Origin of the sequence: Mesorhizobium sp. M0848 (genome assembly GCF_040319805.1) — a bacterium.
Lineage (GTDB): Bacteria > Pseudomonadota > Alphaproteobacteria > Rhizobiales > Rhizobiaceae > Mesorhizobium.
Genome location: NZ_JAMYOM010000016.1, coordinates 50,834 through 70,684, shown reverse-complemented (window position 1 = coordinate 70,684; position 19,851 = coordinate 50,834). Strand labels below are relative to the sequence as shown.

17 protein-coding genes and 1 other RNA gene are annotated in these 19,851 nt (G+C 63.5%); 2 read left to right on the top strand and 16 right to left on the bottom strand.

Annotated elements, in window-relative coordinates; translation table 11 throughout:
• Genes ftsW through mraZ form a run of 9 tightly spaced genes read right to left on the bottom strand, consistent with a single transcriptional unit; the run spans position 1 to position 10,235 of the window.
• Entirely contained in the window at positions 1-1,152 is a 1,152-nt protein-coding gene (gene ftsW, locus NKH95_RS19305; protein ID WP_128303494.1) for a putative lipid II flippase FtsW, read from the bottom strand.
• On the bottom strand, positions 1,152-2,552 hold the full coding sequence (murD, locus tag NKH95_RS19300; RefSeq protein WP_128303493.1) for a UDP-N-acetylmuramoyl-L-alanine--D-glutamate ligase: 1,401 nt from the start codon (positions 2,550-2,552) through the stop codon (positions 1,152-1,154). Before murD ends, ftsW begins: the two co-directional genes overlap by 1 nt.
• Positions 2,553-2,560: 8 nt before the next feature.
• On the bottom strand, positions 2,561-3,643 hold the full coding sequence (mraY, locus tag NKH95_RS19295) for a phospho-N-acetylmuramoyl-pentapeptide-transferase (RefSeq protein WP_352892546.1): 1,083 nt from the start codon (positions 3,641-3,643) through the stop codon (positions 2,561-2,563).
• An 18-nt stretch (positions 3,644-3,661) separates the two neighbouring features.
• Positions 3,662-5,119, bottom strand: a complete 1,458-nt coding sequence (locus tag NKH95_RS19290) for a UDP-N-acetylmuramoylalanyl-D-glutamyl-2,6-diaminopimelate--D-alanyl-D-alanine ligase (protein ID WP_352442236.1) — start codon at positions 5,117-5,119, stop codon at positions 3,662-3,664.
• Positions 5,116-6,570 carry a UDP-N-acetylmuramoyl-L-alanyl-D-glutamate--2,6-diaminopimelate ligase gene (locus NKH95_RS19285; RefSeq protein ID WP_352892545.1) on the bottom strand — a complete coding sequence of 485 codons (1,455 nt, stop codon included), beginning with the start codon at positions 6,568-6,570 and terminating at the stop codon, positions 5,116-5,118. The genes NKH95_RS19290 and NKH95_RS19285 overlap by 4 nt, the downstream gene beginning before the upstream one ends.
• A gap of 54 nt (positions 6,571-6,624) precedes the next feature.
• Positions 6,625-8,334, bottom strand: coding sequence for a peptidoglycan D,D-transpeptidase FtsI family protein (locus NKH95_RS19280; protein ID WP_027034944.1), 1,710 nt, complete (start codon positions 8,332-8,334; stop codon positions 6,625-6,627).
• Positions 8,331-8,726 carry a cell division protein FtsL gene (gene ftsL / locus NKH95_RS19275; RefSeq protein WP_352892544.1) on the bottom strand — a complete coding sequence of 132 codons (396 nt, stop codon included), beginning with the start codon at positions 8,724-8,726 and terminating at the stop codon, positions 8,331-8,333. Before ftsL ends, NKH95_RS19280 begins: the two co-directional genes overlap by 4 nt.
• Before the next feature lie 4 nt (positions 8,727-8,730).
• On the bottom strand, positions 8,731-9,780 hold the full coding sequence (gene rsmH, locus NKH95_RS19270) for a 16S rRNA (cytosine(1402)-N(4))-methyltransferase RsmH (protein ID WP_352892542.1): 1,050 nt from the start codon (positions 9,778-9,780) through the stop codon (positions 8,731-8,733).
• Positions 9,777-10,235, bottom strand: a complete 459-nt coding sequence (gene mraZ / locus NKH95_RS19265) for a division/cell wall cluster transcriptional repressor MraZ (protein WP_056582893.1) — start codon at positions 10,233-10,235, stop codon at positions 9,777-9,779. Before mraZ ends, rsmH begins: the two co-directional genes overlap by 4 nt.
• Before the next feature lie 408 nt (positions 10,236-10,643).
• On the opposite strand from mraZ, the gene NKH95_RS19260 reads away from it, so the two are divergent.
• Entirely contained in the window at positions 10,644-11,759 is a 1,116-nt protein-coding gene (locus NKH95_RS19260) for a cystathionine gamma-lyase (RefSeq protein WP_352892540.1), read from the top strand.
• 8 nt (positions 11,760-11,767) lie between these two features.
• Here the strand turns inward: NKH95_RS19260 and NKH95_RS19255 are convergent, their stop codons facing one another.
• From NKH95_RS19255 to NKH95_RS19225, 7 genes are all read right to left on the bottom strand, one after another.
• The gene (locus tag NKH95_RS19255; protein WP_128303486.1) at positions 11,768-12,070 is read right to left on the bottom strand and encodes a type II toxin-antitoxin system RelE/ParE family toxin; all 303 of its coding nucleotides are present in this window, start codon (positions 12,068-12,070) and stop codon (positions 11,768-11,770) included.
• Positions 12,067-12,342 (bottom strand): type II toxin-antitoxin system ParD family antitoxin, encoded by a 276-nt coding sequence (locus NKH95_RS19250; protein ID WP_023813151.1) that lies wholly within the window; start codon positions 12,340-12,342, stop codon positions 12,067-12,069. Before NKH95_RS19250 ends, NKH95_RS19255 begins: the two co-directional genes overlap by 4 nt.
• Before the next feature lie 177 nt (positions 12,343-12,519).
• Positions 12,520-12,929: RNase P RNA component class A (rnpB, locus tag NKH95_RS19245), an RNA gene on the bottom strand.
• A 50-nt stretch (positions 12,930-12,979) separates the two neighbouring features.
• A complete protein-coding gene (locus NKH95_RS19240; RefSeq protein WP_023813152.1) occupies positions 12,980-13,705 on the bottom strand; it encodes a lytic transglycosylase domain-containing protein in 726 nt (241 codons plus the stop codon).
• Positions 13,706-13,913: 208 nt separating this feature from the next.
• A complete protein-coding gene (locus NKH95_RS19235; protein ID WP_352892537.1) occupies positions 13,914-14,669 on the bottom strand; it encodes an N-acetylmuramoyl-L-alanine amidase in 756 nt (251 codons plus the stop codon).
• The gene (locus NKH95_RS19230) at positions 14,666-15,385 is read right to left on the bottom strand and encodes a TerB family tellurite resistance protein (protein ID WP_352892535.1); all 720 of its coding nucleotides are present in this window, start codon (positions 15,383-15,385) and stop codon (positions 14,666-14,668) included. Before NKH95_RS19230 ends, NKH95_RS19235 begins: the two co-directional genes overlap by 4 nt.
• Positions 15,386-15,549: 164 nt before the next feature.
• Positions 15,550-15,810 (bottom strand): hypothetical protein, encoded by a 261-nt coding sequence (locus NKH95_RS19225; protein WP_081734943.1) that lies wholly within the window; start codon positions 15,808-15,810, stop codon positions 15,550-15,552.
• 195 nt (positions 15,811-16,005) lie between these two features.
• Between NKH95_RS19225 and NKH95_RS19220 the strand changes: the two genes are divergently transcribed.
• On the top strand, positions 16,006-19,833 hold the full coding sequence (locus tag NKH95_RS19220) for a hydantoinase B/oxoprolinase family protein (protein ID WP_352892533.1): 3,828 nt from the start codon (positions 16,006-16,008) through the stop codon (positions 19,831-19,833).
• Positions 19,834-19,851: the final 18 nt, after the last annotated feature.

Below are 19,851 nucleotides of genomic sequence, written 5' to 3'. Positions count from 1 at the left end.
TCACTCCGCCGGCAGGGCGCGTTGCGACAGGCCAAAGCCCATCTGCTTGCGCTTTTCCGGCCGCTTGCGTGTCAGCGCCAGCACCATGCCCATCGAGATGGCGATGGCGATCTGCGAGGAGCCGCCATAGGAGATGAACGGCAGCGTCATACCTTTGGCCGGCACAAGCTGGAGATTGACGCACATGTTGATGACCGCTTGCAGGCCAAACACGGTGACGAGGCCGCCGACCGCATAGCGGGTGAAATCGTCATGCTCCTTCAGCGCCGTGTTGAGGCCGCGCAGCACGATGAAGGCGAAGATCGACATGATGAAGAAGCACATGATCAGCCCGAACTCTTCGCCCGCGACCGAGAAGACGAAGTCGGCATGGCTATCGGGAATGACGCGCTTGACTGTGCCCTCGCCCGGCCCGACACCGAACCAGCCGCCATTGATCAGCGCTTCGCGCCCCATGTCGACCTGGAACGTGTCGCCCTCGCCGGTGAGGAACTTGTCGATGCGCAAGGCAACGTGCGGGAACACCGTATAGGCGGCAAAGACGCCACCGACGCCGGCCGCGCCGAGCGCGACGATCCACAGCCAGGGCAGCCCGGCCATGAAGAACATGATGCCCCAGGTGCCGGTCGTCAGCATGGTCTGGCCGAGGTCCGGTTGCGCCACCAGCAGCGATACGACCAGCACCAGCAGCAGCATGGCAAACAGATTGCCCGGAATGTCAGGCTGGCGCTTGTGCTCGGCGAACAGCCAGGCGCACATGATGACGAAGGCCGGCTTCAGGAATTCCGACGGCTGGATCGACAGGCCTGCAAGCGACACCCAGCGGCGCGCACCCTTCACCTCGACGCCGATGTAGAGCACCGCCACCATCAGCACCAGCATCAGGCACAGGATGACCAGCGCCATGCGCCGGATCTGCCTGGAATCGAGGAAGGAAACGGCCAGCATCACGCCGAGCGCCGGCACGGTGAAGATGATCTGCCTGGTGGCAAAGTGGAAACTGTCGAGGCCGATGCGTTCGGCCACCGCCGGGCTGGCAGCGAAGGACAAGACGATGCCAAGCCCCATCAGCGACAGGAACGCCGCCAGGAACCAGCGATCGATCGTCCACCACCAGGTCGCAACCGGACTTTTGTCGAGACGGCTCTGCATTATCGTGCCCCTCCGATGGGTTTCACACCCTCGATAGCATTCGCAGCTTGCCTGAAGGCTTCGCCGCGGACTTCGAAATTCTTGAACTGGTCGAAGCTGGCGCAGGCCGGCGACAGCAGCACCACCGCCTCACCGCTGTCGTCCTTGGCCGCATCATGCGCGGCGTGCTCGACCGCCGCGGCCAGCGTGCCTGAAATCTCGTAGGGAACTGCCTCGCCCAGCGTCGCCGAAAAAGCCGGCGCCGCCTCGCCGATAAGATAGGCCTTGGCGATGCGCGGGAAGAAGCCGCGCAAGGGTTCGATGCCGCCTTCCTTGGGCAGGCCGCCGGCGATCCAGTAGATGCGCGCGAAGCTGGACAGCGCCGGCGCCGCCGCATCGGCATTGGTCGCCTTGGAATCGTTGATGAACAGCACATGGTCCTTGCGGCCGACCTGCTCCATGCGGTGCGCGAGGCCGGGAAAGCTTTCCAGCCCCGACTGGATCTCGCCAAGCTCCAGCCCGACCTTGAGGCAAGCGGCGACCGCCGCCAGAGCGTTCTGGGCATTGTGCTGGCCACGCAGCGAGCCGATGCCTTCGAGGAAGGCGACACGGCTGTAACGGCCGTGCACGGCTTCCATCAGATTGCTGCCATCGGCGAAATAGCCATCGGTCAGCGGCAGGCGCTTGGAAATGCGGATGACAGGCCGGCCCGCCCGCTCCAACCGCTCGGCGATCTGCGCGCACCAGGAATCGTCGATGCCGACGATCGCCGTCTCGCTGCCGGCCACCAGCCGCTCCTTGATCGCGGCGTAGTGCTGCATGGTGCCGTGGCGGTCGAGATGATCGGGCGTCAGGTTGAGCAGGATGCCTGCCGTCGGATTGATCGAGGGCGCGAGGTCGATCTGGTAGGACGAGCATTCGACCACATAGTGCCGATCGGGCTCGGGTGGATCGAGCGTCATTACCGCGCGGCCGATATTGCCGCCCATCTGGGTGTCGCGTCCCGCGGCTTTCAGGATATGCGCGGTCAGCGCGGTCGTCGTCGACTTGCCGTTGGTGCCGGTGATGGCGATGAAAGGCGAATTTGGCGCGCTCAGCATCCGCTCGCGGCAGAAAAGCTCGATGTCGCCGATGATCTCGACGCCCGAACCGCGCGCCAGCTCCACCGTCCAATGCGGCTTGGGATGCGTCAGCGGCACACCTGGCGACAGCACGAAGGCCGAGAATTTCGCCCAGTCGGCGCCGCGGAGATCGGCGGTTGCGATGCCGGCAGCCGTTGCCTTGGCCACGCTTTCGGGATTGTCGTCCCAAGCCAGCACGTCCGCGCCGCCCTCGATCAGTGCGCGCGCCGTCGCGATCCCCGAGCCACCGAGCCCGAAGAGCGAAACGCGCTTGCCTGAAAAGGATGCGGCGGGGATCAAGGGGCTTCCTATCTCAGCTTGAGGGTCGACAGGCCGACCAGCGCCAGGATGACGGCGATGATCCAGAAGCGGATCACCACCTGGCTTTCGGTCCAGCCGAGCTTTTCGAAATGATGGTGGATCGGCGCCATCAGGAACACCCGCTTGCCGGTCATCTTGAAGTAGCCGACCTGGATGATGACCGACAGGATTTCCACGACGAACAATCCGCCGACGATGACCAGAACGATCTCGTGCTTGGTGGCGACCGCAACGGTGCCGATCAGGCCGCCCATGGCCAGCGAGCCGGTGTCGCCCATGAAGATCGCCGCAGGCGGCGCATTGAACCAGAGGAAGCCCAGACCAGCGCCGATGACCGCGCCGAGCACGACCGCCAGTTCACCGGTGCCGGGCACGAAATGGATCTGCAGATATTCGGCGAACACGGCGTTGCCGGAGAGATAGGCGATGACACCGAAGGAAGCCGCCGCGATCATGATCGGCACGATCGCCAGTCCGTCCAGACCGTCGGTGAGGTTCACAGCATTGCCGGCGCCGACGATGACGAAGCAGGAGAACGGAATGAAGAACCAGCCGAGATTGACGATGAATTCCTTGGCGAAGGGAAATGTCAGCGACGAAGAGAACGGCGCCTGGCCATTGTGCATGATCACCCAGGCGGCGATGCCGGCAATGACAAATTCAAGCGCAAGGCGTGCCTTGCCGGAAAAGCCGAGATGCGACTGCTTGGTTACCTTGAGATAGTCGTCGTAGAAGCCGATCGACCCGAAGCCCAGCGTCACCAGCAGCAGCACCCAGACATAGATGCTCGACAGGTTCGCCCACAAAAGCGACGAGCCGATGATGCCCGACAGGATCATCAGGCCGCCCATGGTCGGCGTGCCGGCCTTCTTGAAATGTGTCTGCGGCCCATCGGCGCGGATCGGCTGACCCTTGCCTTGCCGCAGCCGCAGCGAATTGATGATGGTCGGTCCGAAGATGAAGACGATCAGCGCCGACGTGATCAGCGCCCCGCCGGTGCGGAAGGTGATGTAGCGGAAGACATTGAAGACCGAGACCTTGTCCGCAAAATCGACGAGCAGTGTAAACATGCGTTTTCGTCCCCCGACCTAGGTCTGTTTTCTAGCTGTCGATTCAGCCGGGAATTTGCCCAGCAGCGCATCGACCAGTTTTGCAAAACCGATGCCCTTCGACGATTTGATCATCACCACGTCACCCGGCTTAAGCGCGGCAAGCAGCACCGGCTTCAGCTCCTCGACACCAGCGCGGTATTCCGTCTTGATCTCAGCCGGCAGCGCTTCGGCCAGCGCCCGCATTTCCGGGCCGCCGAGGAAGACGGTCTGTGTCCCGGTGCCGACGATGAGTTCGGCAAGGGCTGCATGCAGCTTGGCCGAATGGTCGCCGAGTTCGAGCATGTCGCCGAGCACGGCGATGCGGCGGCCCTCGCCCGTCACAGGCGTCGCGTTGAGCAATGCCATGGCAGCAGCCATCGATGCCGGATTGGCGTTGTAGCTTTCGTCGATCAGCGTGATCGGTCCACCTGGGTGGCTCGAAGTCGAGCCACCGGGATGGCGCAGCACATGGCGCTTGCCGCGCCCGCGCTCGGCCGAAAGATCGGCCAGTGCGAGTGTCACCTTGTCGAGATCGGCCCCGACCAGATGTGCCGCCCCCAGCACCGCCAGCACGTTCTGCACCATATGGCGGCCGGGCGCGCCGATCCGCGCCGTCACTTCGTGGCCGCCGATCCTGGCGATGATATCGGAATGATCCGCATGCAGTTCGCATTTGGTGAGCTTGAAGGTAGAGCGCGCATTCTCGCCGAAGCCGTAGACGTGCTCGACACCGGCTGCATGGGCCATCTTGTCGAGCAGCTTGAAGCGCGTATCGTCGCGGTTGAGGACGGCGGCCCCCTCGGGCTCCAGCCCCTCGAAAATCTCGGCCTTGGCCTTGGCGATCTCGTCCAGATTGCGGAAGAAACCTAGGTGGGCGGCCGCGATCATGGTGACGATGGCGACATGCGGCCTCACCATCTTGACCAGCGGACGGATCTCGTCGGGATGGTTCATGCCGATCTCGAACACGGCATAGTCGCAATCATCGGGCATGCGTGCCAAAGTCAGCGGCACGCCCCAGTGATTGTTGAAGGACTGCGCCGAGGCATGCACCTTGCCGGCGGCTTGCAGCACATGGCGCAGCGCTTCCTTGGTGGTGGTCTTGCCGGCCGAACCGGTCACAGCGATGATTTTCGCGCTCGAGCGGGCGCGCGACGCAACTCCAAGCTTTTCCAGCGCGACCAGCACGTCCTCGACGACGATGATCGGCGCCGTCAGCCGGCCGAGCGACGGCAGCTTGCCTTCGGCCACCACCAGCACGCCGGCGCCAGCCTTGATGGCGGCGGTTGCGAAGTCATGGCCGTCCATCGCCTCGCCCTTGATAGCGAAGAAGGCGTCGCCCGGCTGCAGGCTGCGGCTGTCGATCGAAATGCCTGAAATGCCTTCCGGCATCGGCCCGAGCGGCCGCCCGTCCATGGCGGCAACCAGCGCCTCGGAGGTCCACAGCAAGCTCATGCGGCACGCTCCACGAGTGCCGCGCGAACCTCCTCGTGATCGGAAAAATGCAAGGTCTCGGAGCCGATCGTCTGGCCCTCCTCGTGCCCCTTGCCGGCCACGATCAGCGTGTCGCCGGCATGCAGCATGGCGACCGCCTCATGAATCGCCTGGCGCCGGTCGCCGATCTCGATGGCACCGGGAGCGGCGGCCAAAATAGCGGCGCGGATCGTTTCCGGCACTTCGGAGCGCGGATTGTCGTCGGTGACGATGACGACATCTGCAAGTCGCGTCGCAATCTCGCCCATGATCGGTCGCTTGCCGCGGTCGCGGTCGCCGCCGCAGCCGAACACGACGATGACGCGGCCGGTGGTGAACGGCCGGACCGAGGCCAGAACGTTTTCCAGCGCGTCCGGCTTGTGGGCATAATCGACATAGACCGGCGCGCCGCTGGCGGTGGTGCCGACGAGGTCGAGCCGGCCCGGCGCGCCCTTCAGTTTCTCCAACGCCATCAAGGCCTTGGCGACAGGTGTTCCCGTGGAGATGGCAAGACCCGCCGAAACCAGCGCGTTCGAAATCTGGAAATCACCGGCCAACGGCAGGTCGATCTCGTAGAGCACGCCATCGGCCTCGACTTCGGCGCGTTGGCGGTGGCGCTCGTGCTCGACCCGCTTCAGCCTGAGGAAATCGCCATGGCGGCCGACCGTCAGCACATTGAGCCCGGCAGCCTGTGCGGCCTCGATCGTCGGCGCCGACCATGGATCGTCGGCGAAGATCACGGCCGGTGCGCCCTTCGGCAGCAGCGTGTCGAACAGACGCAGTTTGGCGCGGTGATAGTCCTCGATGGTCGGATGATAGTCCATATGGTCGCGGCCGAGATTGGTGAAGCCGCCGGCGGCCAGCTTCACGCCGTCGAGGCGGCGCTGGTCGAGCCCATGGCTGGAGGCTTCCATCGAAGCGTGGGTGACGCCGGCATCCGCCAATTCCCGCAGCAATTGGTGCAGGGCGACCGGATCGGGTGTCGTCAGCGAGCCATAATCGTTGCGTCCAGGCGCCACCACGCCGGTGGTGCCGATCGAAGCGGCGGCATAACCGGCCTGCTCCCAGATCTGCCTGGTGAAGGCGGCGACCGACGTCTTGCCGCTGGTGCCGGTCACCGCGACCATGATCTCAGGCTGCTTGCCGGAATAACGGGCGGCACTCAGCGCCAGCGCCAGGCGGGGATCGTCGACCGCCAATACCGGAACCGACAGCCCGGCAATGGTGCTGCCCTTGCCCGCCACGATCGCGGCCGCACCGCGCGAGGCGGCGTCGGCGGCATAAACGGCACCATCGGCCTTGGTTCCGGCGAGCGCAAAAAAGACAACGCCCGGTTTTACCTGGCGGGAATCCGAAGAAATCCCTGTAACCTCCAGATCGACGGAAGCTATTCCCTCGACGGGCAGGATACCGGCTAGATCTCTGAGCTTCATCGAGTCCCGTTCACCGCAACAAAATAGCGCGCTGTTGCCGGCGCGCCCTAAGAATCACTGATAGGAAACCAGCGTTGCACCATTTTCATGGCTGAAATCTGGCTTCACGCCAAGCATGGCAGCTGAACGCCTGATGATATTGCCGGCCATGACCCCCGCATTTGCGGCCGCGACATCCGTCATGCCAGGCTTTTCCGGGTGCGGGGCATCGGCAATGGTAAACACCAGATACTGCGGATCGTCCATCGGGAAGGCGGCGACGAAAGTGTTGAAATTCAAGTCCTTGGAGTAGCGGCCATTGACGACCTTCTCGGCCGTTCCGGTCTTGCCGCCAACGCGGTAGCCAGGGACTCTGGCGTTTCGGGCAGAGCCCTTCTCGGCATTGAGCGAATAGAGGTAGCGCATGCCTTCGACGGTCTTTTCGCTCACCACTTTCTTGGCGGTGGCCATCGCTTCCGCCTGCGTACGCACCAGAAAGGTAGGGTTCATCAGGAAGCCGCCATTCATCAACGCCGCGCAGCCCACAGCCGCTTGCAGCGGCGTCGTCGACACGCCATGGCCGAAGGCGATGGTGAATGAATTGACCTGTTTCCAGACCTTCGGTTCAGTCGGACGGGCAGTCTCCGGCAATTCGGTCTGCATCCTGTCCAGAAGGCCAAGGCGATGCAGGAATTCGCGATGCCCCTCGATGCCGACCATCTCGGCTTCCCTGGCCGACCCGATGTTGGACGAATAGAGGAACACCTCCGGCAACGACAGCACACGGTTCTTGCCGTGGAAATCGTGAATGGCCTGATGGCCGACCCGGATTGGATGCGAAGCATCGAAGCGGCTCGCCATCGTCGCCTTGCCGGAATCGAGCGCCATGGCTGAGGTGAAGCTCTTGAAGGTCGAGCCCATCTCGTAGAGGCCCGCCGACATGCGATTCAGCCGGTCCTTGTCCTGTGCATTGTAGGGATTGTTCGGATCAAAATCCGGCACCGAGGCCATGGCCACCACTTCGCCGGTCTTGACGTTGAGCACAACGGCGCCGGCGCCCATGGCACGATAGCGCTCGAGGCCGGCGGCGATCTCGTCGCGCACCACATGCTGCACGCGCAGATCGATCGAAAGCTTTACCGGCTTGAGATCCTTGGCAATGGCAAGGCCCGATGCCTGCAGGTCGCTCAAGCCTTGCTCGTCGACATATTTCTCCATTCCGGAGATGCCCTGGTTGTCGATGTTGGTGAGGCCGACAATGTAGGACGAGGTCTCGCCGCTCGGATAGAAGCGGCGCTTTTCGGTACGGAAGCCGAAACCGGGAATGCCGAGCTGCATGATATCGGACTGTTGCTTGGGTGTCAGCTGCCGCTGCAGCCAGACGAAACCGGCGCCGCTCTTCAGCTTATGGTAGGTCTGCTCATAGTCGATGTCCGGAAGCACCGTCGACAGCTTCTCGATCGCCTCGTCGGCGTCGACAATCCGGCGTGGTTCTGCAAACAGCGACGCCGTCTTGATATCCGTGGCCAGCACTTCGCCGTTGCGGTCGACGATGTCGGGCCGCGATGCCGTCACCCGGCTCTGCGGACCGCCCGACATGTCGGGGGTCTGGAAGCCGAGATAGACCAGCCGCCCTGATATGGTCGAGAAGATACCGAAGAACACCGCCATCGTCATGACGATGCGCGTCCTGCCCTTGCCGCCGGTCGCCTTGCGGGCGCCCTCGACCACGATCGATCCATCTTCACTCGTCCTGGCGCGACGCTTCAGCAGTTTGCCGATCATTGGGCGATGCCTCCGGTCACGACGGGATCCTTACTGTCCAAAGGCGCTTGGTCGGAATTGTCGGCCATACCACCTTGGCGTCCGTTCAGGATGTCCTGAATGTCCAGGGATTTGGCCGGCAGGTCGCCGATGCCGCCTATCTGGCGGGCGCTGACCGGCTCGAGTTCGAGCTGCGACTTGTAGAGTTCAGCCAGCTTCTGCAGCCGCGACGGCTGGGTAAGCAGGCTCCAGTCGGCCTTGAGCAGGTCGATCGTGTCCTCCTCATAGCGTATCTGCGCATGGATCTTCTGCACCGCGGCCAATTGTTCCTCGGCCTCGCGCTTGGCCTTGTAGGTAAGGGCCGCGACCGCAACCATGACGGCGATCAGGACAATGTCGCTGGTACGAAACACTTAGCTACCTCTCCCCCGGTCGGCCTGTGCCGGGAAGTGTTGGGCCGGGAAGCTTTGGAAGGCCGAAAATCGAAAAGTCGCTGCTGCGCGCCGGCGCCTCGGTGCGGATCGCCGCGCGCAGTCTGGCCGAACGGGCGCGCGGATTGGCCGCCACCTCGGCGTCGCCGGCAGTCACGCCGCCGCCCGCCTTGCGGAACGTCGCGGTGCGCGCATGCGCCTCGGGCAGATGACGCGAGCCGGTCGCGACGTCGGCCCGGTCGGCGATGAAGCGCTTGACGATGCGGTCTTCCAGCGAGTGGAACGTCACGACGGCGAGCCGTCCGCCCGGCTTCAGCGCGCGTTCGGCGGCAAACAGTGCCTTGGCCAATTCGCCAAGCTCGTCATTGACGAAGATGCGCAGCGCCTGGAAGACGCGCGTAGCCGGATGGATCTTGTCCTTCGGCGCCCGGCCGATATGCGTCTCGATGGCGTCGGCGAGTTCCAGCGTCCGTTCGAACGGACGCTTTTCGCGGCGCGCCTCGATCATGCGGGCGATGCGTCCGGCATGGCGCTCCTCGCCGAGGAAGCCGAAGATACGGGCAAGGTCGCCTGGCTTGAAGGAATTGACGACGTCGGCGGCGCTCAAACCAGCCTGCGCCATGCGCATGTCGAGCGGCCCGTCGGCGCGGAACGAAAACCCGCGCTCCGCCTGGTCGAGCTGCATAGAGGACACGCCAATGTCGAGCACGATGCCGTCGGCGCTCTCGACATGTTCGTCCAGCGTCGAGAACGGCGCCTGCACCAGCCGCAGCCGACCGCCCGACTGCACTTCCAGATCGCGCCCGGCCGCGATCGCATCCGGATCGCGGTCGATCGCCACAACCGAGGCGCCCGTCGCCAGAATGGCCCTGGTGTAGCCGCCGGCGCCGAACGTGCCGTCGATGATGAGGTCGCCCTGCGCCGGCGCCAGTGCTTCGAGCACTTCGGCAAGGAGGACCGGAATGTGGCGGGCCGATCCGCCAACGGCGTGCCCACCTACGGCGTGAGGAAGGTCATCGCCGTGGCCTGCCGTCATTCCGGTCGCTCCCCAGGCTTCGTCCCCTGCCGAAGCTGCAAAAGCCGTGCGCGCGCCTGCGCCCCATAGGCGGCAAGCCGTCCCGGCTCCCAGATCTGGAAGAAATTGCCGCGCCCGACAAAGGCTACTTCCGCCGAAATGCCGGTGTGTTCGCGAATGAAATCGCTCATCGTGATGCGGCCGTCCTGGTCGAGTTTCAAGAAGGTTCCGTCGCCATGGCAGAAGAACGACATATCGTCCGCCGTCTGCAGGAAGGGATCCTCGAGTGCGATGCGCTGCTCGTAGCGGTCGAGCAGATCGAGCCCGCCGACATCCATCGCCGGCAGATCCAGGCACCGCAGCGCATAGAGTTCCGAATAGCCGCGCTTCTGCACGACCGCACGGAAATGCGCGGGAACGGACACCCGTCCCTTCGCATCGATCCTGCTCACCGTGTTTGACAGAAACCGGTCCATTAAACGCTACAGCCGCTTTCGCCGCCGCACCCCTCTCCATCTTGTCGCCCGCGCCGCCGCGGCGCGTTCCCTGCCCCGTATCAGCCTCGTCCGCACGGGCAAAAACCGGCAAACGCGCAGCCGCCGCGGCTGCCCGATTGGCGTACGCTTTACCCTGACACGGAACGAAGGCTTTGATGTCTAGATGGGATATCATGGGGCACTATGGGCGTCAACGGGATAGGCTTCACAAACACGCGCGCCACGACCAATGAGAGCAGCCTCGCCGACACGTCTCGTCTTTATGGTCTATTAAGCCTAACGAACCGTTTAGAGCCGCTTGGCCCAACCGGACGCGCCTTGCCGCGCGCCGCTGCCGGGCATAGCGTCTCGCCACATATCGCCGTCGCAAACAGGGTTGGAAATTCGATGTCTGAAACTGCAAAGTCACGCGCTGCAGCGCTTCCTCATCTGCGTCGCAGCGGGCTTGTCATGGGCGATTCCATTCCCCTGCCCCTGACCATGGCCGCCATTTTTCATGCGCCCGGCGACGCCACTGGTTTTAACCAGTACGGGCGATTCAGCAACCCGACCTGGGACGCGGTCGAACATATGCTGGCTCATCTGGAGGACGCACCTTGCGTCGGGTTCCCTTCAGGAATGGCGGCAATCTCGGCGGCGTTCTTTGCCGTGCTCAAAACTGGCGACCGTATCCTGCTGCCTTCCGACGGCTATCACACGACGCGGGCTTTGGCCGATCGCTTCCTCAAGCCGCTCGGCATCACCTACGACGTCAGGCCGACCTCGACCTTCCTCGATGGCGGCTTCGATGGCTATCGGCTGGCGTTTGTCGAAACCCCTGCCAATCCGGGGCTGGATATCTGCGATATCGCCGCCGTTGCCGATGCTGTTCACAAAGCCGGCGCGATCCTTGTCGTCGACAACACGACCATGACACCCTTCGGCCAGCGGCCGCTCGACCATGGCGCCGATATCGTCGTTGCCGCCGACACCAAGGCACCCAATGGCCACTCCGACGTGCTGTTCGGCCATGTGGCCAGCCGCAATGCCGATATCATCGCCGCCGTGACCGGCTGGCGCGAAGTTTCCGGCAGCATTCCCGGACCATTCGAAGCCTGGCTGGTGCACCGCGGCCTGGAGACACTGGATGTGCGCTTCGATCGCATGTGTTCCTCGGCGGAAGTCATCGCGCGGCGGCTGCAGGGCCACCGGGCAATCAGCGGCCTGCGTTATCCCGGACTGGAAGGCGATCCGTCGCACAACCTTGCCCGCGCCCAGATGGAGCGCTTCGGCTTCCTCATCTCGTTCGAGCTCGCCTCGGAGGACAAGGCCGAGGATTTCATCAACAATTGCGCCTTGATGCAGGCCGCGACATCCTTCGGCGGCGTCCACACGTCCGCCGAGCGGCGCTTGAAGCGAGGCGATGCCGTTGCCGCCGGCTTCGTTCGCCTCTCGGTCGGCTGCGAGCCGGTGGACGAGCTCTGGAAGGCGATCGAGGCGTCACTGGACAAGATCGGCGGCTGACGAAACGGCTACGCGCCCACGTCATCGGCCTCGATGTTGCGCTTGCCATGCAGCACGCGGATTATTTCGATCGCGTCGTCATCGACCCGGTACAAGGTGAGATAGTCGCCAACGACCAGATGACGGATGCCTGGCGCGATGTCGTCGCGCGGTGCGCCTAAGAAGGGATAGGTGGCCAGTTGCCGCCACCGCGCCTCGATGCGATCGAGCAACCGATCGGCCGCAGCCTCGCTCTCGCGTGCAACATGAAGCCAGATCGCGATCAAATCGTCTTCTGCGCGCGCATTCCGGACGATGGGCAGCAGATTCATGCCGCGTCGTCAGATCGCAGGCGTCTCCTCGCTTCAGCCTTGATGTCATCCATTGACGCAAATCGACCAGGCCCGCTGTCGATCCCTTCCTGCACCAGCTTGCGCAATTCCTCGACCGTGTAGCCATGCAGGTCGCGCCGGTCTTTCCACTGTCTGAGCGCGTCGCGGATCACTTCGCTGGCCGATGCATATTCGCCGGCGGCGACTACATCGTCCACCGCCGCCGCCAGTTCCGGCGACAGCGTGATGCTGCGTTTGTCGACCTGTCCCATGAGAGGCTCCCGATGCTATCAGCTGATCCATGGTACGATTTAATCGCACCAGTTTCAAGCAATAGCCGGCCCTCGCTCGCATGGATGGATCGGTGAACAAACTTGAATCAGCAGGCGCGCCCGAGGGCGCAACCTGTTGATCTCAAGAGACTTCTCTTCGATATCGCGGGAGAAAAAATTGCCAGCTGGCCTGTAAGCCGGGTTCTGTATGGCCCTCGCCCCTTGCGAGGCGAGAACGTGGCGGCCATTCATCTTGGGCGCATGTTGCCATGCGCCTCACGCAACCTACCCGGACGGTGAGCCGGAAACAGCCCTCGAGAGTTTCCCCTCGCACCGCCCCTATTCGGTCTTGCTCCCGGTGGGGTTTACCGTGCCGCTCCTGTTGCCAGTCGCGCGGTGGGCTCTTACCCCACCCTTTCACCCTTACCCCGAATCCGGCAAGCCGGATCGTGGCGGTTTGCTTTCTGTGGCACTTTCCCTGGGGTCGCCCCCGCCGGCCATTAACCGGCACCGTGTTTCCATGGAGCCCGGACTTTCCTCACCCACGACCTTTCGGCGTTTGCGGGTGCGGCCGCCCAGCCAGCTGGCAGAGCGTATAAAGGGGTTCACGCCCGAAAACGCAAACGAAAAAGCAGACTTATGCGGGCGATCCCAGCGCAGCCATCTGCACCTTCACCTTGCCGCAATAGGCTGCCGACACCGGGTTCATCCGCGTTGCGGCGTGGCCGGCATTGTATTTCAAAATCGTGCCGCAGGTCGTGCCGCCGCCGAGGCTCCGCGCCATGGCAAGGTATTTCATCCCGTATTTGATGTTGGTGTCGGGATCGAACAGACCCTTGGCGGAGCCGCTGTAGCCCATCATCCGAGCCGTGGCCGGCTTGATCTGCATCAGGCCGATCTCGCCGGCGCCGCCGACGATGTTGGGCCGATAGTTGCTTTCGATCTGGATAACCGCCGAGGCGAGCGATACCGGAACGCCTTCGATCGCCGCATAGCGGGCAACGATTGCGGAATACTGCCCGCTGCTGGCCACCGTGGCCGCCGAGGCTGCCGCGTTCCGGACACCGATCGACGCCGTTGCCGTCATGTCGACGGTTTTTCGGCCACGCTTCGTCTGCTTTCTGGCGGACTTCTTCGGCTTGGACCAGCTTGCTTTTTCCATTTTCGCGGAAGCCCGCTTCGTCGCCTTGGCGTCCTGGCCTGCCTTGCCGCTTCTGGCCTGTGGGGCCTTGCCGCCTTTCGCGGACGCCACGACAGGCCCTTGATCGGCTCGCGGGCTGAGGGGCGCGGCATCTGCGGCACTGAAGGCAAAAGTCATTACGCCGGCAGCAAGAGCTGCCGTTAAAACGGTAAATTTCTGCATGTGATCCTGTTCTGTCTGAACCGCGCGAAGATGTTCGCGCAGCAACGCCTAACCAACGTCGGAACAACCCGGGGGCTTGGGGTCCGACATCTACACGTCAGCCGTTTGACGCCCGAATTGGTGTCAAACAAGGCCAGGCAAGTCACTTTGAGTGACAGCTTGTAACTTAAGGATTGGAAAGAATTGCTTGGAAGAGGCTTCCCGGGGGTCAGCGCCTCACGGAAGCAAGCAGCCTTTGCAGCGTCCGCAGCGTCGAGCCGTCGGCAACGCCGTCCACCTTGCGCGGCCGGAAATGACGCTGGAAGGCCTCGACCACCGCCTCGGTCTGCCGGTCGAAAACGCCGGATATTTCAACGCCATAACCGTAGAGCGCCAGCATCGACTGCAACGCTTCGACGTCGCCGCCGGTGTCACCGGTTGTCAGAGTGGCGCCTCGCCTGACGGGTGCGGCCGCCACGAGATGACCGACACCGGCTTCGAACAGCGTCCGCCACGGAAACCTCTCGCCGGGATCGATCTTGCGCCCCGGCGCAATATCGGAATGCGCGAGTACCCGCTCGGCGGCGATCGAATGCCGACCGGCGATCCCACGGCACAGCCCGATCACCGCATCGATCTGCCGCCGGGGAAAACCGGGATAACCCAGCGAATGCCCCGGATTGACGATCTCGATGCCGACCGAACAGGAATTGACGTCGGCGCGTCCGAACCACGAACTCTTGCCGGCATGCCAGGCGCGGTCGCTTTCCCTGACCATCTGCACGATATGGCCATTCTCGTGGACGAGATAATGCGACGAGACCTCGCTGGCCGGGTCGCAAAGCCAAGCCTCGGCCCCGGCGCCGGTCGCCATACCGGTGTAGTGCAGCACGATCATGTCAGGCCTGGGCGTCTCGCGCCGCGGGCCGAAATTCGGCGATACCCTGACTTCGGCACGTGGCTCGTCGGGCAGAAAGCCGCTCATGCGTGGCGCAGGCCCCGCTCGATCATCTCGTAGGCGGCGTTGATCGCCGCCACCCTGGTGGTCGCGATCTTGATGAATTCCTGAGGCAGGCCGCGCGCGATCAGCCGGTCCGGATGATTGTCGGAAACCAGCTTGCGATAGCGTTTCCTGACCTCTTCGAACGGCTTGCCGCGCTCGATGCCAAGCACGACATAGGGATCCCCGGCGCCGAGATTGACGTGCCGCACCATGATGGCCTCGTAATGCGCTTCGTCGATGCGGAAAATCTCGGCGATGCGGTGCAGGAAGTGGCCTTCGCGCTCGTGCACCAGCCCGTCGGCCTTGGCGATGTGGAACAGACCGTCGAGTATGTCTTCCAGCATCACGCAATTGGAATGCCCGGAACCGCACATCTGCGCCATCCGCTCGGCATAGGTCTCGAAACCGGCCACGTCGCGTTGGGCGAGATCGAACAGACGCGCCACATTGCGCGTCTCCTTCGGCGGCACTTCGAAGATTTCCTGGAACGCGCGCACCTCGTCCTGGGTGACGATGCCATCGGCCTTGGCCATCTTGGCCGACAGCGCGATCATCGCCACCGAAAAGGCGACACGCCGGCGCAAATCCGCATCGCCGGCGAAAACCGTGCGCACGGCCTCGACCACGTCGGCGACACCCGACGAGGCTGAGGATGAAACACGGGTGATGAATTCGCCGAGGCGATCCCAAATCGACATGGCCTGCTTCTTAGAGCCACCGCCCGCTCCTATCAAGCCGGGACAGTGCCGCAGGCTTTGCGCGACAAATAGATCGGACTCGAACGCCACGGCGCTCGGACAATATGAAAAAGGCCGGCGCGAGCCGGCCTTTCTCATTCATCACACGAAGTACTGCTTGCTCACTACTGCGCGGGCGCAGGAGCTGGTGTTGCCGGAGCCGGCTCGGCAGGCTTCTCGGGTGTGATGCTCTTCGTGGTCGAATTATCCGTTGCCGGAGGCGTCGCGGCCGGCGGCGTGGCTTCCGGGGTAGCCGGCTTCATCGGTTCCTCGGCGGCCGGCGGATTGGTGCTCTGGGTGGTGGTATTGTCCGTACCGCTGTCACTGCAGGCGGCGACGCCAAGCAAGGCCAGAGCGGAAACGGACGCGAGAATGAGCTTTTTCATTTTGTCTCTCCTTCAACACACGCTCACGTTGCCGTGAGCGGTCGAAGGACAAATGCGTCAGACGACCATGAGTTTCGTAACGTTGCGTTTCCGCATGTAACATCGTCTGGTTCATTTGCGATTGCCGCTCGGGCCGTGGCCAACTAACAGAATGTGCCGAACCACCGATCGAACAGAAGAGCGACAGGGGCTGTCATGACCGAAAAATGGGATTTCTGGATCGACCGCGGCGGCACATTCACCGATATCATCGGCCGAGATCCGGAAGGCGGGCTGCACCCGCGCAAGCTTCTCTCCGAAAATCCCGAAGCCTATAACGATGCCGCCATCCAGGGCATTCGCGACCTCCTTGGCTTGTCGTCCGGAGACACGATCCCAAGCGGCCTGATCGGCGACATCAAGATGGGCACCACGGTCGCCACCAATGCGCTGCTGGAGCGCAAGGGCGACCGCGTGCTTTTGCTCATCACCAAGGGCTTTCGCGATGCGCTGAAGATCGCCTACCAGGCGCGCCCCGACATCTTCGCCAAGGAGATCGTCCTTCCCGAACAGCTCTACGAGCGCGTCATCGAAATCAACGAGCGTGTGCGCGCCGATGGCCGCGTCGAACAATTGCTCGACATCGCCGCCTGCCGGCCGGCGATCGAACAGGCCAGGGCCGACGGCATCGACGCCGTCGCCATCGTCTTCATGCATGCGTGGAAATACCCCGACCACGAGAAGGCCGTGGCAAAGGTCTGCCGAAAGCTTGGTTTCAGCCAGGTTTCGGTCAGCCATGAGGTCTCGCCGCTGATCAAGCTGGTCGGCCGAGGCGACACCACCGTGGTCGACGCCTATCTGTCGCCGATCCTGTCGCGCTATGTGCAAAGGGTGGCGGGCGAGCTGGGCGTGGCGCCAATCTCCCCCCTTGTGGGAGGTGAGGAGCGATCGGCCGAAGGCCGAGAAAAAACCAACGATTTGGCTTTTTCAGCGACGAACGCCCGGAGCCATAGCGAAGGGCAGTCGGCGAAGCCGACAGAGGGGGGCGCTGTCCCGCCAACGCCTTATTCTGTCACGCCCCCCTTTGCCGTGCCGGGCATCTCCCCCACAAGGGGGGAGATCGGCCAATCGCCTCGCCTCATGTTCATGATGTCGTCGGGCGGTCTCACCGCCGCCGACATGTTCCAGGGCAAGGACGCACTGCTGTCGGGGCCCGCCGGTGGCGTCGTCGGCATGGTCGAGACGGCCAGGCTCGCCGGCTTCGACAAGGTCATCGGCTTCGACATGGGCGGCACCTCCACCGACGTCGCCCATTATGACGGCGAATATGAGCGCGCCTTCGACACCGAGGTCGCCGGCGTGCGCATCCGCGCGCCGATGATGCGCATCCATACCGTCGCCGCCGGCGGCGGCTCGATTCTGCACTATGAGGCCGGCCGTTTTCGCGCCGGACCTGACTCGGCCGGCGCCAATCCCGGCCCGGCAGCCTACCGGCGCGGCGGCCCGCTCGCCGTCACCGACGCCAACGTCATGCTGGGCAAGCTGCAGCCCGATTTCTTTCCGGCAATATTCGGACCCGGCCAGGACGAACCGCTCGACGTCGAGACGGTGCGAGCAAAATTTGCAACACTCGCCGCCGAAATCGGCGATGGCCGGTCGCCCGAGACTGTCGCCGAAGGGTTCGTCACCATTGCCGTGGAGAACATGGCCAATGCCATCAAGAAGATCTCCGTGCAGCGCGGCTACGACGTCACCGAGTATCTCCTGAACTGCTTCGGTGGCGCCGGCGGCCAGCACGCTTGCCTGGTCGCCGACGCGCTCGGCATGGAGGCGGTGCTGATCCATCCCTTCTCTGGCCTGCTGTCGGCCTATGGCATCGGCCTGTCCTCGGTCTTTGCCTCGCGCCAGCAGGCGCTGCTAAAGCCGCTTGCCGAAGAGTCCAGAACAGAGATCGGCAGCCTCATTGCCATCTTGAGAGAAGCCGTCATCGCCGAACTCGCGGCGCAAGGCATCGGCGAGGATACGGTCGCCACGAAGCCGGTGCTGCACATTCGCTATGACGGCACCGACACGACACTGCCGGTGAATTTCGAGGCGGATTCGATTTTCCAGGCCAGGCGCGCTTTTGAAATCGCCCACAAGGCGCAGTTCGGTTTCGTTTATGACGACAAGCCGATGATCGTCGAGACCGTCGGCGTCGAAGGCGCGGACACCGGCGGCACCGGGCGCGACGAAACTGAATCGCGAACCGAAGACCTTGCCGTAAGCCCTTCGCAAACCCGCGAAATCTTCACCGAAGGAGAGTGGCACACTTCACCCATCTTCCGCCGCGAGGCGCTGAAGCCGGGAAACAGGGTTGCGGGACCTGCCTTGATTATCGAGCCGAACCAGACAATCGTCATCGAGCCGGGCTGGCAGGCCGAAATCACCGCCAGGAACCATGTGCTCCTGCGCCGTGTCGAGAAAAAGCGCCGGCAGGCAGCGCTCGGCACCGAGGCCGATCCGGTCATGCTGGAGGTCTTCAACAACCTCTTCATGTCGATCGCCGAGCAGATGGGCGTGACGCTGCAGAACACCGCCTATTCGGTCAACATCAAGGAACGGCTGGATTTCTCCTGTGCCGTCTTCGATCGCACTGGCGCGCTGGTCGCCAATGCGCCGCATATGCCGGTGCATCTGGGCTCGATGGACCGCTCGGTCGAAACCATCATCCGGCTGAATTCCGGCGACATCCACCCCGGCGACGTCTTTGCCCTCAACGCGCCCTACAATGGCGGCACGCATCTGCCCGACATCACCGTGGTGACGCCGGTGTTCGACGACGCCCAACGCGAAATCCTGTTCTGGGCAGCCTCTCGCGGCCATCATGCGGATATCGGTGGCACGGCACCCGGCTCGATGACGCCGCTTGCCACCACGGTCGACGAGGAAGGCGTGCTGTTCGACAATTTCCGCATCGTCGATCGTGGAAAATTCCGCGAGAAGGAGCTGGAAACGCTGCTCACCGACCACCGCTACCCGGCCCGCAATCCGCACCAGAACATCGCCGACCTCAAAGCGCAGATCGCCGCCAACGAGAAGGGCGTCGCGGAACTGCGCAAGATGGTCGCGCATTTCGGCCTCGATGTCGTCGAGGCCTATATGGGCCATGTCCAGGACAATGCGGCTGAAAGCGTGCGCCGCGTGCTGGAGCGGCTGCCCGATAGTTCGCAGTACGAATACCCGACCGACACCGGCCAAATCATCAAGGTGAAGATCACGGTCAACCGGCAAAAGCGCGAGGCGACCGTTGACTTCACCGGCACGTCGCCGGTCATGAAGAACAATTTCAACGCGCCCGAACCCGTCGCCCGAGCGGCCGTGCTCTATGCTTTCCGCGTCATGGTCGAGGACATGATCCCGATGAATGCCGGCTGTCTGCGGCCAATCAACATCATCATTCCCGACGGCTGCATGCTGAAACCCGCCTACCCCGCCGCCGTCGTCGCCGGCAATGTGGAGACCTCGCAGCATGTCACCAATGCGCTGTTCGGCGCCATGGGCGCCATGGCCAACGCGCAAGGCACGATGAACAACCTGACCTTCGGCAACAAGACCTACCAATACTACGAGACGATCTGTTCCGGCTCGCCGGCCGGCCAGATGAACTCGGGCCGCGGCTTTGCCGGCACCTCCGGCGTCCATACCCACATGACCAACTCGCGCCTCACCGACCCGGAAGTGCTGGAATTGCGCTTTCCCGTGCTGCTCGAGGATTTCCACATTCGGGAAAACTCCGGCGGCAAGGGCAAATGGAGCGCCGGCGACGGCACCAAACGCACCATCCGCTTCCTCGAAAAGATGGAATGCGCGATCCTCTCCTCGCACCGCAACCGCCCGCCGCAAGGGCTGGACGGCGGCGGCGACGGCGAGGTCGGCTCGACCAAGATCCGCCGCAACGACGGCACGGTCGACGTGCTGAAAGCCTGCGATCAGACCGTGCTGCAGGCCGGCGACGCCGTCATACTGACGACGCCGACGCCGGGCGGATTTGGCAAGCCGTAAGGAGGCATCAACAGGCTG